Annotated in this window: 16 protein-coding genes; 8 read left to right on the plus strand and 8 right to left on the minus strand. The window is 73.0% G+C overall.

Annotated features, from left to right (window positions below):
- Positions 1 to 72: 72 nt before the first annotated feature.
- Both ACFWVE_RS05690 and ACFWVE_RS05695 read right to left on the minus strand, forming a co-directional pair.
- Positions 73 to 501: a VOC family protein gene (locus ACFWVE_RS05690; RefSeq protein ID WP_384008551.1), complete on the minus strand. Its 429-nt coding sequence runs from the start codon at positions 499 to 501 to the stop codon at positions 73 to 75.
- 376 nt (positions 502 to 877) lie between these two features.
- Complete coding sequence (locus ACFWVE_RS05695) at positions 878 to 1,417, minus strand: isochorismatase family cysteine hydrolase (protein ID WP_384008553.1); 540 nt, start codon at positions 1,415 to 1,417, stop codon at positions 878 to 880.
- Positions 1,418 to 1,591: 174 nt separating this feature from the next.
- Between ACFWVE_RS05695 and ACFWVE_RS05700 the strand changes: the two genes are divergently transcribed.
- Complete coding sequence (locus tag ACFWVE_RS05700) at positions 1,592 to 2,020, plus strand: pyridoxamine 5'-phosphate oxidase family protein (protein WP_384008555.1); 429 nt, start codon at positions 1,592 to 1,594, stop codon at positions 2,018 to 2,020.
- Between the two features lie 86 nt (positions 2,021 to 2,106).
- Positions 2,107 to 2,553: a type II toxin-antitoxin system PemK/MazF family toxin gene (locus tag ACFWVE_RS05705; RefSeq protein ID WP_384008557.1), complete on the plus strand. Its 447-nt coding sequence runs from the start codon at positions 2,107 to 2,109 to the stop codon at positions 2,551 to 2,553.
- 73 nt (positions 2,554 to 2,626) lie between these two features.
- Here the strand turns inward: ACFWVE_RS05705 and ACFWVE_RS05710 are convergent, their stop codons facing one another.
- Entirely contained in the window at positions 2,627 to 3,532 is a 906-nt protein-coding gene (locus ACFWVE_RS05710) for a TIGR02452 family protein (RefSeq protein WP_384008559.1), read from the minus strand.
- Positions 3,533 to 3,849: 317 nt separating this feature from the next.
- Here ACFWVE_RS05710 and egtA point away from each other — a divergent pair, with 317 nt between their 5' ends.
- From egtA to egtD, 4 genes are read left to right on the plus strand one after another with little or no spacing between them, the layout of a single operon-like run.
- Positions 3,850 to 5,238 (plus strand): ergothioneine biosynthesis glutamate--cysteine ligase EgtA, encoded by a 1,389-nt coding sequence (egtA, locus tag ACFWVE_RS05715; protein WP_384008561.1) that lies wholly within the window; start codon positions 3,850 to 3,852, stop codon positions 5,236 to 5,238.
- Positions 5,235 to 6,551: an ergothioneine biosynthesis protein EgtB gene (gene egtB / locus ACFWVE_RS05720; RefSeq protein WP_384008563.1), complete on the plus strand. Its 1,317-nt coding sequence runs from the start codon at positions 5,235 to 5,237 to the stop codon at positions 6,549 to 6,551. Before egtA ends, egtB begins: the two co-directional genes overlap by 4 nt.
- Entirely contained in the window at positions 6,551 to 7,384 is an 834-nt protein-coding gene (gene egtC, locus ACFWVE_RS05725; protein WP_384008566.1) for an ergothioneine biosynthesis protein EgtC, read from the plus strand. Before egtB ends, egtC begins: the two co-directional genes overlap by 1 nt.
- Entirely contained in the window at positions 7,381 to 8,343 is a 963-nt protein-coding gene (gene egtD, locus ACFWVE_RS05730) for an L-histidine N(alpha)-methyltransferase (RefSeq protein WP_384008568.1), read from the plus strand. The genes egtC and egtD overlap by 4 nt, the downstream gene beginning before the upstream one ends.
- 63 nt (positions 8,344 to 8,406) lie before the next feature.
- Here the strand turns inward: egtD and ACFWVE_RS05735 are convergent, their stop codons facing one another.
- Positions 8,407 to 9,669, minus strand: a complete 1,263-nt coding sequence (locus ACFWVE_RS05735) for an extracellular solute-binding protein (protein WP_384008570.1) — start codon at positions 9,667 to 9,669, stop codon at positions 8,407 to 8,409.
- A 245-nt stretch (positions 9,670 to 9,914) separates the two neighbouring features.
- Here ACFWVE_RS05735 and ACFWVE_RS05740 point away from each other — a divergent pair, with 245 nt between their 5' ends.
- Entirely contained in the window at positions 9,915 to 10,130 is a 216-nt protein-coding gene (locus ACFWVE_RS05740; RefSeq protein ID WP_384008711.1) for a dodecin, read from the plus strand.
- A 42-nt stretch (positions 10,131 to 10,172) separates the two neighbouring features.
- Here ACFWVE_RS05740 and ACFWVE_RS05745 read toward each other — a convergent pair whose 3' ends face one another.
- Positions 10,173 to 10,664: a hypothetical protein gene (locus ACFWVE_RS05745; protein ID WP_384008572.1), complete on the minus strand. Its 492-nt coding sequence runs from the start codon at positions 10,662 to 10,664 to the stop codon at positions 10,173 to 10,175.
- A gap of 94 nt (positions 10,665 to 10,758) precedes the next feature.
- Here ACFWVE_RS05745 and ACFWVE_RS05750 point away from each other — a divergent pair, with 94 nt between their 5' ends.
- Entirely contained in the window at positions 10,759 to 11,808 is a 1,050-nt protein-coding gene (locus ACFWVE_RS05750; RefSeq protein ID WP_384008574.1) for an LLM class flavin-dependent oxidoreductase, read from the plus strand.
- A 38-nt stretch (positions 11,809 to 11,846) separates the two neighbouring features.
- Here the strand turns inward: ACFWVE_RS05750 and ACFWVE_RS05755 are convergent, their stop codons facing one another.
- The 3 genes from ACFWVE_RS05755 to ACFWVE_RS05765 form a co-directional block, all read right to left on the minus strand.
- The gene (locus tag ACFWVE_RS05755) at positions 11,847 to 12,869 is read right to left on the minus strand and encodes a PRC and DUF2382 domain-containing protein (RefSeq protein ID WP_384008576.1); all 1,023 of its coding nucleotides are present in this window, start codon (positions 12,867 to 12,869) and stop codon (positions 11,847 to 11,849) included.
- Positions 12,870 to 12,955: 86 nt separating this feature from the next.
- A complete protein-coding gene (locus ACFWVE_RS05760) occupies positions 12,956 to 13,903 on the minus strand; it encodes a lysophospholipid acyltransferase family protein (RefSeq protein ID WP_384008578.1) in 948 nt (315 codons plus the stop codon).
- Positions 13,900 to 14,673, minus strand: a complete 774-nt coding sequence (locus ACFWVE_RS05765; protein WP_384008580.1) for a GNAT family N-acetyltransferase — start codon at positions 14,671 to 14,673, stop codon at positions 13,900 to 13,902. Before ACFWVE_RS05765 ends, ACFWVE_RS05760 begins: the two co-directional genes overlap by 4 nt.
- Between the last annotated feature and the right edge of the window lie 86 nt (positions 14,674 to 14,759).

Here is a 14,759-nt window from a genome sequence, read left to right on the forward strand (position 1 = left end):
GGGGGGCGGGGGCCCCCCCGCGGGGCCCCCCCCCCCCCCCCGGCTCCGGCTCCGGCTCCGGCTCCGGCTGGATCAGACCGCTCCGGGGACTTCCTCCGTGACGCCGTCGAGGGGGGAGTCGGGGTCGGTGCCGTAGGGACGGGTGATGACTTCCAGGCCGTGGCCCGCCGGGTCGGGGAAGTACACGCCGTGGCCGCCGTCGTTGCGGTTGATGCGCCGCGGGTGACGGCCGTGCGGATCGGCCTGTATGGGGACCCCTTCGTCCACGAGCCGGGCGAGGACGGGACCGAACTCGTCCTCGGAGACGAGGAACGCGTAGTGCTGCACGGGGATGTCGGCGTCGATGGTCGCGAAGTCCAGGGTGACGCCGTTGGCCGTCGTCACCGGAAGGAACATTCCGGCCGGCTCGCCGACCTCCAGGCCCAGGATCCGGGCGAGAAAACGGGCGGACTTCTCCCGGTCACGGGTGAGAACGATGGTGTGGTTGAACTCGACTGACACTGTTTCAATGCCTCCACGGGCACCCGCGGCGCCTCCATGCCTCACCCGGCCGGTGACCGGCACGCGATGCCGCACCGGCATGGTAGACACCTGCGCCGGGGCTCGTCGAGGTGTTTTTCGCGGGCGGCGACGGGGCGTCGCCTCGTCCGCGCTGCCCTGACATCCGCCAGGGGCCCGTCGGCCGTGCCGCTCCCCGGGGTGCTGGGCACGGACCGCGTCGGCCGGCCCCCGATCCGGACCACGCGAACCCACACCGTCAACCGGACAATGGTCGTTTCCACGGCCTCTCCCCCCGGCCGGTCGCCGGAATCGCCGGAATCGCAGGGGCGGGAGATGTGCGGGAGCCGAGGTACGCGCCGCTGTCGGGCCGGCGCCGTCACTCCGCCCACAGTTCTGCGCTGTCGCACACGTCCGCGTTCATGTTGCGCTCCATCATCCGCAGGGCGGCGTCCGCCAGGTCGGCGTGGATGTGGGCGACGGCGTCACGTGGGACGGTCACCTCGATGGCGCGGATGTGGGCATCGAGCGAGGAGTACAGCACGCACTGTTCGGTCACCTGGCCGCACAGCACGAGCCGGTCGATGCCCTGCGCGTGGAGCAGGTAGTGCAGCGGGGTCTCGAAGAAGATCGAATGGCGGGCCTTGACCACGAAGAGGGAGGAATCCGTCGGCCGCAGCGGTTCGACGAGAGCCGCGTGGGGGCCCGACAGGGCCTTGTCGAGCAGCTCGCCGTGGTGCGACCGCCACTCTCCGAAGTTGTCGTTGACGTAGATCACCGGCACGTCCCGCTCCCGGGCCCGCCGCAACAGGCCGGAGATGACCGGCACCACCGACCGTGCGGCCGGTATCAGCAGCTCGGCGTCCGCATGATCATAGGTGTTGATCATGTCGATGACGATCAGTGCGGTCCTGCCCATGTCACGGGGCCTCTTGGACGGAACTCGTTCGGGGGCCTCACGGCAGGGCCCGGCCGTCCCTGCCGGACCCCACCGGGTCCGGAGTACCCGCCCGGAACGCCTTCAAGCGCCGGTACGTCTCATCAGGGCCGTCCGGCCCTGGTGCGGCGGGTTCCCGCCGTCGACCATGGACTGATGCTCCCCAGCGATGGTTTCCGCGCACTCGGCCGCCCGGAGTGTCTGCGCCTGCTGGCCGAGGTGCCGGTCGGGCGCGTCGTGTACACCCGGCAGGCCCTGCCCGCCGTCCTCCCGGTCGACTTCTCCCTGGACCCGGACGGCTCCGTGCTGCTGTCCACCTCGCGGGACTCCGACCTGGTGCGCGCGATCGACGGTGTCGTGGTGGCCTTCGAGGCCGACGACTTCCAGCCCGAACGCCGGTCCGGCTGGAGTGTGGTGATCACGGGCCGGGCCGCCGTGGTGACCGAACCCGTCGAGCACGAGCGGCTGCTGCGGACCGCTCCCGACACCCGGATGCCGATGCGTGACGGGGTGTTCGTCCGGATCGAGGCCGGGATGGTCTCGGGACGGGAACTCACGGGTCTGCGCGTCCGCGACATCGCGTGAACGGCCTGAACGGCCTGAACGGCGTGGGACCGCCGCTGCCGCACGGCGGTTGATCATGGTCCTGGGGCATCCCGTACGGTACGCCTGTGACCGAGTACAGCACTGAGGAAGTCCCGGGACGCTTCGGCCCCACCGCCACCACCGAGGCCGAGCCCGGTGAGGTGGGCCGGGTACGCACGGAGTACTCGCCCGAGCACGACGGCGACCCCGATCCCGGGGAGGTCGTCTGGACCTGGGTGCCCTATGAGGAGAACGACGGCCGGGGCAAGGACCGTCCCGTGCTCGTCGTCGCGCGGGAGCCGGCCGGAACGTTCCTCGCGGTGCAGCTGTCGAGCAGGCAGCGCAACGGGGACCGGGACTGGGTGCCGATCGGCGGCGGACCGTGGGACCGTTCGGGCCGCGATTCGTGGGTCGCCGTCGACCGGGTGCTGCGGCTGCACGAGGACGGCATGCGCCGCGAGGCGTGCGCCCTGGACCGGATGCGGTTCAATCTGGTGCGTCACCGGCTGCGGGAGCGGTACGGCTGGAGCTGACTCCCGTCGGTTCCCCACCGGGCCCTCCGCCGGAGCTCTCGTCGGAGCCCGCACCGGATGCGCTGCCGGGTCCTCACGGAGTCGTCGCCAGGCCGGCGAACGTCCGCTCGAACGCCGCGCGGACCTCGCTGGTGCGGGTGCGGTCCAGGATCCCGAACACCACGTGCTCGAACGCTCCCGCGAACCGTCCACCCGGCTCCAGGAGTGCCCGGAACGCGGCCGCCACCTGCGCCGGCTCGTTGCGGAACACCCCGCAGCCCCACGCGCCCAGCACCAGCCGCCGGTAGCCGTGGGCCACGGCGGTCTCCAGCACCCGCTCCGCCCGGACGGCCAGGGCGCGGGGCAGCCCGGCCGCGCGTTCCGGTGCCGTCCGCAGGATCACGCCGGCGTTCGGGGCGGCCGAGGTGAGGAAGCCGGCCGTGAACGGCTCGTCGAGGAGCCGGCCGCGGTCGTCGCGGAAGACGGGCACGGCGGGTGAGTGGATCACCCGGTCGGTGTAGAACGGGTCGCGGTGGGTCCGGTGGTGGTCGTAGAACTCGGCCGCCCGCAGCAGGCAGACGTACAGTGCGGAGGCGCGGCACAGCGCCTCTTCCTGGGCCTGGGCGCCGTTGAGGTAGCCTCCCCCTGGATTCCGGGCGGAGGCGAAGTTCAGCACGGCGGGCCCGCCGGGCGAGCCGTACCGGTCTCCCGCGAGCCGGCGCGCGGCCTCCAGGCTGCTCTCCCCGGTGACCTCGATCCTGGGCCCCTCCGGTCGGAGCGCCGAGGACGGCACCCAGCCGGCATCCGGGCCCGGAGCCGGCCCCGAAGAGCGCACCGGAGCCCGGACCGGGGCGAGCACCGGTCCCTGCACATGGGCCAGGGCCTGCACCCGCAGCGGCTCCGGTCCGTACATCCGCGTACCGTCCCGTGCGGCTCCGATCTCCGCTGCCAGGCGCACCTCGCGGCCGTCGGCCGGAGCACGGTAGAGCCCGGCCGCCACGATCTGCTCGGTCTCGCGGGCGATACCGCGCAGGCGTGTCCGCCGGCTTTTCCCCCGTCGTGCTCATACGAGCATCCTGAGCGATGCTGGGGGGGCGACGCAACGGATTTTCCCTCCCCGGAAGGCCGGGGAAGGCGGTGGAAGCGCCCCCGGAAAAGCCCTCGGAAACGGACGGGACGGAGAGGTTGCCGACGCGGAACGCCCCGCCAGGCGCTCTTGTGCCGGGCCTCGTGAGGGTTTTGGGTGGACGAGTTGATGCCTGCCCGGTCAAAAGACGCCGGGCGGCCGACATGGTGGCATCTCAGGAGGATTCCCACATGTCCGATTCGGCAAGTGACTGTATCGAGCCACGTCCCGCCGTCACCGAAGCCGAGGTGGAGGCCCTCGTACGGGGCATCTGCTTCAAGACCGGGCCACCGCGCCGCCTCGGTGTGGAGGTGGAATGGCTCGTCCACGAGCTGCGCACCCCGCGGCTCCCCGTGACAACCGAACGACTCGAAGCGGCCTACGCCGCTCTGCGGACCGTGCCCCTGGATTCGGCGCTCACCGTCGAACCCGGAGGCCAGCTGGAGCTCAGCTCGCAGCCCACCGCCTCCCTCATGGAGTGCGTCGGCACCGTCCGCGCCGACCTCGACGCCGTCCGCGCGGTTCTGCGCGAGGACGGGCTCGGCCTCGTCGGCCTCGGCCACGACCCCTGGCACACTCCGCGCCGGTTCCTGCGCGAACCGCGCTACGACGCCATGGAGACCTGTCTCGACCGCACCGGCCCCGCCGGCCGCGCCATGATGTGCGCGTCGGCGTCCGTGCAGGTGTGCCTGGACGCCGGGTACGAGGAACCCGGCACCCTCGGTCATGTGCGGCGCTGGTGGCTGGCGCACCAGCTGGGCGCGGTGCTCGTGGCCGCGTTCGCCAACTCCCCGCTGGCCGGTCACCGGCCCACCGGCTGGCTGTCCACGCGGCAGCTGCGCTGGGCGCAGATCGGCACCGGCCGCGCGGGCGGCCCCGTGCTGGACTCCGATCCGCGCGGCGCCTGGGCCCGGCACGTCCTGGACGCGCCGGTGATGTGCGTACGGCAGGACAGCGGACCGTGGGACGTGCCGGAGGGGCTGACCTTCCGCGAGTGGACCAGGTCCGGGGTGCCGAGGGCACCCACCCGGGAGGACCTCGACTACCACGTCACCACGCTGTTCCCGCCGGTCAGGCCGCGCGGCCACCTGGAGCTGCGGATGATCGACGCGCAGCCCGGTGACGACGGCTGGATCGTGCCGCTGGCCGTGACGACGGCGCTGTTCGACGATCCGGAGGCCGCGGAGACGGCCTACCGGGCGGTGAAGCCGCTGGCCGAACGGACCCACGGCATGCCCGCGCCGCACAACCCGCTGTGGCGGGACGCGGCCCGCGGCGGCCTGGCCGACCCGGAGCTGCGCGAGGTGGCCGCCGTCTGCTTCGCGGCGGCGCTGCGGGCCCTGCCCGGGCTCGGTGCCACGACCGACGTCGTGGAAGCGGTGGAGGCCTACCAGGACCGCTATGTCGCCCGCGGCCGCTGCCCGGCCGACGACACGCTCGACGCCCTGCGCGCCGGAGCGGTCGCGACGCGCCCGCACGGCACGCCCGGCGCTCACCGCCGAACCGCACCCCGCTCCCCCGGCACGCCCACCTCGTACGCGCACGGAGCGCGTCCGTACGGGAAGGACACCTCCTCATGACCGGCCCCGCCCCCGACACCGAAGCCCTGCGCGAGCGCGCGGTCGCCTCGCTGATCACCGCGCGCGACCGGACCACCCTGCTGACCAGCTGTGTCGACGGGCCCGATCTCACCGCGCAGCACTCACCGCTGATGTCGCCGCTGGTGTGGGACCTCGCTCACATAGGCAACCAGGAGGAGCAGTGGCTGCTGCGGGCCGTCGGCGGTCAGGAGGCGATACGGCCCGAGATCGACAGCATCTACGACGCCTTCGAGCATCCGCGTGCCGAGCGGCCGAAGCTGCCGCTGCTGTCTCCCCGGGAGGCCCGCCGGTACGCCTCGGAGATACGCGGCCGGGCGCTGGACGTTCTGGAGAGCACCGCGTTCCACGGTGAACGGCTGACCGAGGCGGGGTTCGCCTTCGGGATGGTCGCGCAGCACGAACAGCAGCACGACGAAACCATGCTGATCACCCATCAGCTGCGCAGCGGCCCGCCGGCCCTGCGGGCCCCGGACCCGGACCCGGGGGCGCTGTTCACCGGTCCGTCCGAAGTGCTCGTCCCGGGCGGTCCGTTCACCATGGGCACCTCGGACGAGCCGTGGGCGCTGGACAACGAACGCCCGGCGCACCGGCGCGAGGTGGCGCCGTTCCACATCGACACGACGCCGGTGACGAACGCCGCGTACCAGGCGTTCGTCGAGGACGGCGGCTACGACGAGCCACGCTGGTGGACCACGGAGGGCTGGGCCCACATCCGCCGGAACTCCGTGACCGCCCCGCTGTTCTGGCGCCGGGACGGCGGGCAGTGGCTGCGGCGCCGCTTCGGTGTCACCGAGGCCGTACCGCCCGACGAGCCGGTGCTGCACGTGTGCTGGTACGAGGCGGACGCGTACGCCCGCTGGGCCGGGCGCCGGCTGCCCACCGAGGCCGAGTGGGAGAAGGCCGCCCGGCACGACCCGGCCGGCGACCGCTCGGCGCGTTACCCCTGGGGCGACGCCGAACCCGGTCCGGAGCACGCCAACCTCGGCCAGCGCCACCTGCGGCCCGCACCCGCGGGCAGCTATCCGGCGGGTGGGTCGCCGCTCGGGGTGCGCCAGTTGATCGGTGACGTGTGGGAGTGGACGTCGAGCGACTTCCTGCCCTACCCGGGGTTCAGGGCCTTCCCCTACAAGGAGTACTCGGAGGTGTTCTTCGGGCCCGGGTACAAGGTGCTGCGCGGTGGTTCGTTCGCGGTGGACGCGGTGGCCTGCCGGGGCACGTTCCGCAACTGGGACCATCCGATCCGGCGGCAGATCTTCTCCGGGTTCCGCACGGCCCGCTCGGAGAACGTCTGATGTGCCGTCATATCGCGTACGTGGGGCCCGAGGAGCCGCTCGGCCGGCTCCTCGTGGACCCGTCGCACGGGCTGTACCGCCAGTCGTGGGCGCCCCGGCACCAGCGGTACGGGACGGTCAACGCCGATGGTTTCGGGGTGGGCTGGTACGCGCCCGGTGACCCGGTGCCGGCCCGGTACCGCAGGGCGGGACCGGTCTGGGCGGATCTGCCGTTCGCCGATCTCGCCCGGGTCGTCCGCACCCCGGCACTGCTCGCGGCCGTACGGGACGCGACCCTCTCGGGTGCGGACGCCGAGGCCGCGGCGGCGCCGTTCGCCGCAGGGGCCTGGCTGTTCAGCCACAACGGGGCCGTGCGGGGCTGGCCGGGCACGCTCGCGCCGTTCGTGGCCACCCTGCCGCCCGAGGACGTGCTGTCGCTGGAGGCCCGCAACGACTCCGCGTTCGTGTGGGCCCTCGTGCTCGCCCGGCTGCGGGCCGGGGACGAGGAGGGGCAGGCGCTGGCCGACACCGTGCTGGAGATCGCCGCGGCGGCCCCCGGGTCCCGGCTCAACCTGCTGCTCACCCAGGGCGACACGATCACCGCGACCGCGTGGGGCGACACGCTGTGGTACCTCGCCCGGCCGGGCGGCGGCACCGTCGTCGCCTCCGAGCCGTACGACGACGATCCGCACTGGCGCGAGGTCCCCGACCGCACCCTGCTGGCCGCGAGCCGCACGGACGTGCTGCTCACCCCGCTCAAGGAGCCGGGCGACGTCCTGGCGAGCACCGGCACACCGGCACGGCCCGCACCGGCACGACATACACCGGCACCACCGAAGGAGCACCGCCCGTGAGTCCGTTCCGTCTCACCCGCACCCTGCCCGAGGACGCCGCCGGCGCAGCCCTGCGCGCCGATGTCCGCGAGGGCCTGACCGGCAGTCCCAGGACGCTGCCGCCGAAGTGGTTCTACGACGCGCGGGGCAGTGAGCTGTTCGAGGAGATCACCACACTGCCCGAGTACTACCCGACGCGCGCCGAGCGCGAGATCCTGCTCGCCCGCTCCGGTGAGATCGCCGAGGCGTCCGGTGCCCGCACCCTGGTCGAACTGGGCTCGGGTTCCTCGGAGAAGACCCGCCACCTGATCGACGCGCTGCCCGGGCTGCACACCTACGTCCCCGTCGACGTCAGCGAGAGCGCCCTGACCCTGGCGGGTCGGGCACTCGCCGCCGAGCGGCCGGGGCTGAACGTGCACGCCCTGATCGACGACTTCACCGGCCGTATGACGCTGCCCGGCACCCCGGGCCCGCGCCTGGTGGCGTTCCTCGGCGGCACGATCGGCAATCTGCTGCCCGCCGAGCGGGCCGCGTTCCTGGCCTCCGTGCGGGCGATGCTCGCCCCGGGTGACGCGCTGCTCCTCGGTACGGACCTGGTCAAGGACGAGAAGGCGCTGGTCCGGGCGTACGACGACGCGGCCGGGGTGACGGCCGCGTTCAACAAGAACGTCCTGGCCGTCATCAACCGGGAGCTGGGCGCCGACTTCGATCCGGCCGCCTTCGACCATGTGGCCGTGTGGGACGCCGGGCACGAGTGGATCGAGATGCGGCTGCGCTCGCGCGGCCGGCAGACCGTGAAGATTCCCGCGCTCGACCTCGCCGTCGACTTCGACGCGGGCGAGGAACTGCGCACCGAGATCTCGGCGAAGTTCCGCAAGGAACGCGTACGGGAGGAACTGGCTGCCGCCGGGCTGGAGTCGGCCCGGTGGTGGACGGACGGGGAGGGGCGGTTCGCGCTGTCCCTGGGCGTGGCGCGCTGACCGGGGCACCTCCGAACAGCACCGGTGCTCACCGGGGACCGGCCGGCTCCTTTCGCCCCGCGTTCACTGCGGGTCCAGGTCCAGGATCTCGGTGATGCGCCGTGAGGCACGCTCCGCCTCGGTGGCCGGGTCGGCCCCGGTGAGCACCTTCGTCATGTACGTCTTGATCGGGTTGTCCGCCTCGACCGCGCCCCACCGGGGCGTACCGGGGGTCGCCCGGCCCTCGGCGGCTCCGGCCGCCATGGCCGCGACCCCCGGTTCCTCGGCCACTGCGTCGGCGAGGGTGGTCTTGTTGGGGACGTAGTTCATGGTGCGGGCCAGTTCGGTGTTCCACTCGGCGCCGGTGAGCGCGGAGACGACCTCGATGGCTCCGTCCTTGTTACCGGCGTTCGCCGGGACGACGAGGTCGGAGCCGCCGGTGAAGACCGCGCCGGGCCGGTCGGCGGTCCTGCCCGGGACCGGAAAGTAGCCCAACTCGTCCTCAAGATCCGGGTTCTGCCGCACGATGGCGCGGGCGAGTCCCGGTACGGCCACGATCTGTGCGACCCGGCCCTCGGCGAACACGCCTGCCTGCGGCGGGTGTTCCTCGTCGGCGTCGACCGGTCCGCCGCCGAGTGCCTGCAACCGGCGGTAGAAGTCCATGCCGCGCAGGGCGGCCGGGCCGTGCAGGGCGCCCTGCCAGACTCCGTCGCGTTCCTTCGCGAGTTCGCCGCCGTCCTCCCAGATGAATCCGGCGAGCGTGTACCAGTCCTGCCCGGCCAGATAAATCCCTTGGTTTCCGGCGGTGTTGAGCTTCTCGGTGGCGGCGAGCCAGGCCTCGCGGGTCTTCGGCGGGTCGGTGACGCCGGCCTGCCGGAAGAGATCCTTGCGGTAGATGACGACGCGGTTGGCCGCGTACCAGGGGATGCCGTACTGCTGGGAGCTGAACTGCCCTGGTTCGGCGAGGCCGGGCAGCCAGTCCTCACGACCCCAGTCCCGCATGGACTCCAGGGTGAGATCGTGCAGCCCGTTCCCCTCGGCGTACTGGGCGACCTGGGTGTTGCCGACCTCGATGACGTCGGGCCCCGCCCCGTCCTTGGCCGCCAGCGCACCCTGCACCTTCTCGCCGATGCCGGTCCACTCCTGGATGCGGATGTCGATGTCGAGGCCGGAGTGGGTGCGCTCGAAGTCCTCGGTGAAGCGGTCCAGGTACTCCTGCGACGCGCTGTGCTGCATCAACCACACGGTGACCGTGGGCCGTTCGTTTCCGCCGCCACCGGGCAGCAGGCCGCAGCCGCTGAGGAGAAGGGCGGACACGCAGACGAGGGCGAACGGTCGAGGTCTCACGAGGGTCCTGTTTCTGTCTGACGGACAGGGCGAAGGGCCCGGCGTGGGGGCGAGCGTGGGGGCTCGTACGGGTGCACCGCATCTTGGTATGGACCAATGCGCGGGTCAAGGGGATGCCGGACATCCGGTGCCCGAAGCGGCCCGACATCTCGCGCTCGGGCACCGCCTCGGGCACGGTGGAGTGACGTGTGACACAGGAGGCGGCCCTCGGACCGGTGGGAGCCGCCGACGAGAGGAGCACCCGTATGCCGAACCACACCTACCGGGTCACGGAGATCGTCGGCACGTCGCCCGACGGCGTGGAACAGGCCGTCCGCAACGGCGTCGAGCGCGCCTCGCAGACCCTGCGCAATCTGGACTGGTTCGAGGTGACCCAGGTGCGGGGCCGACTCGAGGAGGGCCGCATCGCGCACTGGCAGGTGGGCCTGAAGGTCGGCTTCCGCCTGGACGACTCGGCCTGAGCCGCCCGCCCCGTCCCCGCAGGAGAGCGGGAAGGATGGACGTCAGGTCCGTCCCTCCCGTTCCTGCGCCGCCTTCAGCTCCCCCGACGGGGCCGCCCAGCGGGCGTGTACGACGGTGAATCCCGCCCGCCGGGCGTCCGCGCAGACCAGTTCGTCGTCGTCCACGAGCACCCGTATCTCCCGGGTGCGGGCGAGGCGACGCAGGATCGCCTGTTTGGTGTACCGGGCGGGCCGCCGGTCGGCGTCGCCGCGCATGTGCACCGGCCCTTCGGGCAGCGCCTGGGCGGCCAGCCATTCCAGCGTGTCGCGCCGACAGCGCTCGGGACGCCCGGTGAGGTAGACGATCTCGCACTCCCGCGCGCTCTCGCGCACCAGCGCGAGGCCCTCCGCGAGGGGCGGATCCTCGGGTGCGGCGGCGAAGAAGGCGTCCCAGTCCCGCGGCCTGCGCTCCAGGAACCGCTGCCGGTGCGCGGTGTCGGCGAGGGTGTTGTCCAGGTCGAACACGGCGAGCGGGCGCTTGTCACGGTTGGTCACGCCGCCCGGCCTAGACAAGCGGCGCGCTCCTGCTCGTCGTGCCCGGAAATGCTCCCGGAGGGAATGCCGCGGCCGCCCGGGCGTTGGACCGGATGTGACCCCGCTGATCTCCCGGACCCGTTTCTCCGTCCTCGACCGCTCCCGCACCCGTGAGGGGCACAGCGGTCCCGAGGCGCTGCGCGACACCGTGCGCCTGGCGCGGGAGCTGGAGGAACTCGGTTACCACCGGTTCTGGGTCTCGGAGCACCACGGCGTGCCCGGGGTCGCCGGCTCCGCGCCGACGGTGCTGGCCGCCGCCGTCGCCGCGGCAACCCGGACGATCCGCGTCGGCACCGGCGGAGTCATGCTGCCCAACCATCGACCGCTCGTCGTGGCCGAGCAGTTCGGCGTGCTGGAATCCCTCTTCCCGGGGCGGGTCGACATGGGCCTGGGCCGCTCGGTGGGATTCACCGACGGGGTACGCAGGGCCCTGGGCCGCGACAAGGACGACGCCGAGGACTTCGGCGCCCAGATCGACGAACTGCTCGGCTGGTTCCGCGGTACGTCCCCCACCGGCGTGCACGCCCGTCCGGCCGAGGGCCTGACCGTGCCGCCGTTCGTGCTGGCCATGGGTGAGGGCGCGACGATCGCCGCCCGCGCGGGCCTGCCCATGGTCATCGGCGACCTGCGCGGCCGCGACCGGATGCGGCGCGGCATCGACCACTACCGGGAGCACTTCCGCCCGTCCGCCTGGGCGAGCGAGCCGTACGTGGTGATCTCCGGGACGGTCGCCGTGGCGGACACCCCCGAACGGGCCCGCCGGCTCCTGATCCCGGAGGCCTGGTCGATGGCGCACTCGCGGACCCGCGGCACCTTCCCGCCGCTGCCGCCCGCCGAGCGCGTCGAGTCGCTCACCATGACGGCGAAGGAACGCGGCCTGTACGAGTCCGGGCTCGGCGGCCACATCACCGGCACGGAGGAGCAGGTTGCCGGCGAACTGGAGACGGTGCTGAAGGAGACGGGGGCCCAGGAGGTCCTCGTCACCACCAGCACCCACGACCGTACGGCCCTGCTGGACTCCTACCGGCGGCTCGCCGCCCTGACCGGTCTCGCCGGGCCCACGGATCCCACGGATACGGAGGACGACAGCGCGGTGCGCCGGTGAGCGGACTCACCGGCGCGCGCACGCGGTGTGCCGTCCGGTCATGGGCGGCCCCGGCGCGGAACGTCGCGGCCCCGTCCGGCGGCGTCGTCCCGCCGCGTGGTGTCGCCCGGTACGCCCTCGCTCTCGATCCGCTCCTTGCGGACCCGACCCCGTACGGTCTCGTTCTCGGTGCGCTCCTCCATGGTCAGCCGCACCCGCTCGACGGGTACCGCCCTGGTCTCCACGACGGGCCGTTCCTCGTGCAGCGTGACCTCGTAGTCGGCCTCACCCATCTCGACGCCGGACGCCGCGGCCTCGCGGTCGGCCTCCGTGATCGGCTCGCGCACCACGCGCACCTCCTCGTGGCGTACGGGCACGGTCTGTTCGACGTCCTCCGTCACGACGTACTTGTGCAGCTTGGCCCGTCCGGTCTCGCGCCGCTCGACGCGGACGTGCATCTCCTCCTCCATGCGTGTCATGGACTCGGCGCCCTGCCCTGCCCGCACGCCGGTCCGGCCGGCGGTCGCCGCGGCACCGGTGGGGACGGCCTTGCCGGTCGTCGCCGACGTGCCCGCCGCGGCCGCCGGTGCCGTCCCCGCGGTGGTGGTCGTCCTCGTCGCCGTCCGGTCCTTGCCCGACGCACGGGCGGCGCCGGCAGCACCGGCTACGCCGGCGGCACCCGCGGCCCCGGCCTTGCCCCTGCCGGGGTTCTTGTCGGTGCGGCCCTCACCGGAGTCCTTGGCGTCGTCGCGCAGCACACCGCCCCAGTCGATGCCGTAGTAGTCGTACAGCCGGTGTTCCTCCGACTCCGACAGGTGGCCCTGCGAGTCGACGTCGACGTCGGGTGCGCCCTTGATCTTGTCCTTGGGGTACGGGACTTCGAGGTGGTCCTCCACCAGTTCGGCGTCACGGATGGGAATGAACGACTCGCTGGTGCCGAACATGCCCGTCTTGACGCTCACCCACTCGGGGCGACCGCTCATGTCGTCGAAGAAGACGTGCTTGGCCTCACCGATCTTGTTGCCTTCGCCGTCGTAGACGGGGTGGTCCAGGAGGATCCTGACCTCATCGCGGGTGATCATCTGGCCTCACCCTCCTTTCAGGTGTCACTCCCGTCCGGATGTCCTCCTCAGCGCGGTAAAAACTTCACATAGAGGACAAAGGCCACTTAATTTTCGACAGCGCTCACTTCTGGTGACCGCGGCCGAAGGTCCTCGGCCGGATTCCGGACCGGGTTTCCGGCCCGGCCCCCGACCGCGTGTCCACCCTGGCGTCCGACCCGGCGCCCGGCCTGATGTCCCGCCCTCCGCGCGGTTCGCGGACCGGCCCGATGGCCCCGCCCCGGACCGTCGTGCGGCTGCGCGGCGGCGGCCAGGGTGCGGCGGTCCGGGTGGCTGCCCGGCAGGATGGCGGCCCGTATCTCGACCTCGGCGACCAGGCCCCGGGCCGAGACCACCCGCCACAGGGACGCCACCAGGGTGTCGTCCCCGACGAAGGCCGGGGCGGTGGCGGGTGTTCCGTGCGCGTCGCGGTAGCGGATGCGGACCGGCTGGACCGGGGCCCCGGCGTCGAGCGCCGCCTGGAAGGCCGCCCGGCGGAAGGAGCCCCGGCCGCGGCCGCACCAGGTGCTGCCCTCGGGGAAGACCGCGACGGCCGAGCCCTCGCCGAGCGCCCCGGCGATCCGGGCGACCGTGCCCGGCAGGGCGCGCAGCCGGTCGCGGTCGATGAACAGGACGCCGCTGCGCTCGACCAGCGGCCCCGCCAGCGGCCACTGCCGTATCTCGGCCTTCGCCAGCATGCGGGCCGGACGGACCGCGCCCAGCAGCGGGATGTCCAGCCAGGAGATGTGGTTGGCGACGAGCAGCAGCCCGCCGGCGGGCGCGGCGCCTCCGGTGATACGGGCCCGGACCCCGGCGGCCCGTACGATCCACCGGCACCACCGGCCGACGAGAGCCGCCGGGATCCGCCGCCCGACGGGCAGCAGCAGGACCCCGGCGAGGACCAGAACGACGACCGCGGCCAGTCGCAGCACCGCCCTCGGTACGGTCCTCGCGGCCCCCGTCGGCTCCACGCAGCCGCTCGGGGTGCAGGGCGCGCCCGGCAGCCAGACGCTCATTTCGCCGGTACGAGGGAGAGGAAGTGCCGCAGATAGCGCTGGTTGACCCGGCTCATCGGCAGCAGCACGTACAGGTCGGCGACGCCGAAGTCCGCGTCGTGCGCGGGCTCGCCGCAGACCCAGGCGCCGAGCCGGAGGTAGCCGCGCAGCAGGGCGGGCAGCTCGGTGCGGGCGACGGGCGCCGCGGTCGTCGCCCGCCACGGGTGCAGGGGGCGTACGCGATACTCCTCGGGGGCGAGGTGCTTGCCCTGGACGCGGTCCCAGGTGGCGGCGGCGAGCGCGCCGCCGTCGGCGAGCGGGATGGAGCAGCAGCCCGCGAGCCACTCGTGACCCCGGTCGATCATGTAGCGGGCGATGCCGGCCCAGATGAGGCCTATGACCGCGCCGTCGCGGTGGTCGGGGTGCACGCAGGAGCGGCCGACCTCGACGAGGCCCGGCCGGATCGGGGCGAGGGCGGCGATGTCGAACTCGGTCTCCGCGTACAGGCGGCCGGCGACCGCGGCGCGCTCGGGCGGCAGCAGCCGGTAGGTGCCGACGACCCGGCCGCTCACCTCCTCGCGCACGAGGAGGTGGTCGCAGTAGGCGTCGAAGGGGTCGATGTCCAGGCCCGGCCGGGGGGTGGCCAGCAGGGCGCCCAGCTCGCCGGCGAAGACGTCGTGCCGCAGCCGCTGGGCGGCACGCACGTCGTCCTCGTCGCGGGCGAGGGTGACGGTGTAGCGAGTGGGTGCCGCGGACTTCACGGGGTGGTCTACGGTCAGGACGCCGGTCATGGCTCTCTCCTGGTCACGCGCCGGAGCGGGAAGGTGGGGACTCCCCTTGTTTCTGCCGACGCCGGTTGGCGTGTACGTGACCTGAG

Source organism: Streptomyces sp. NPDC058632 (genome assembly GCF_042717095.1).
In the GTDB taxonomy this organism is placed as follows: Bacteria; Actinomycetota; Actinomycetes; order Streptomycetales; family Streptomycetaceae; genus Streptomyces.

Excerpts from the sequence above, each read along its gene's own strand:
- ACFWVE_RS05695 (WP_384008553.1), bottom strand. The coding sequence starts at position 1,417 with ATGGGCAGGACCGCACTGATCGTCATCGACATGATCAACACCTATGAT.
- ACFWVE_RS05700 (WP_384008555.1), top strand. The coding sequence starts at position 1,592 with ATGCTCCCCAGCGATGGTTTCCGCGCACTCGGCCGCCCGGAGTGTCTG.
- egtA (WP_384008561.1), top strand. The coding sequence starts at position 3,850 with ATGTCCGATTCGGCAAGTGACTGTATCGAGCCACGTCCCGCCGTCACC.
- egtB (WP_384008563.1), top strand. The coding sequence starts at position 5,235 with ATGACCGGCCCCGCCCCCGACACCGAAGCCCTGCGCGAGCGCGCGGTC.
- egtC (WP_384008566.1), top strand. The coding sequence starts at position 6,551 with ATGTGCCGTCATATCGCGTACGTGGGGCCCGAGGAGCCGCTCGGCCGG.
- ACFWVE_RS05740 (WP_384008711.1), top strand. The coding sequence starts at position 9,915 with ATGCCGAACCACACCTACCGGGTCACGGAGATCGTCGGCACGTCGCCC.
- ACFWVE_RS05755 (WP_384008576.1), bottom strand. The coding sequence starts at position 12,869 with ATGATCACCCGCGATGAGGTCAGGATCCTCCTGGACCACCCCGTCTAC.
- ACFWVE_RS05760 (WP_384008578.1), bottom strand. The coding sequence starts at position 13,903 with ATGAGCGTCTGGCTGCCGGGCGCGCCCTGCACCCCGAGCGGCTGCGTG.
- ACFWVE_RS05765 (WP_384008580.1), bottom strand. The coding sequence starts at position 14,673 with ATGACCGGCGTCCTGACCGTAGACCACCCCGTGAAGTCCGCGGCACCC.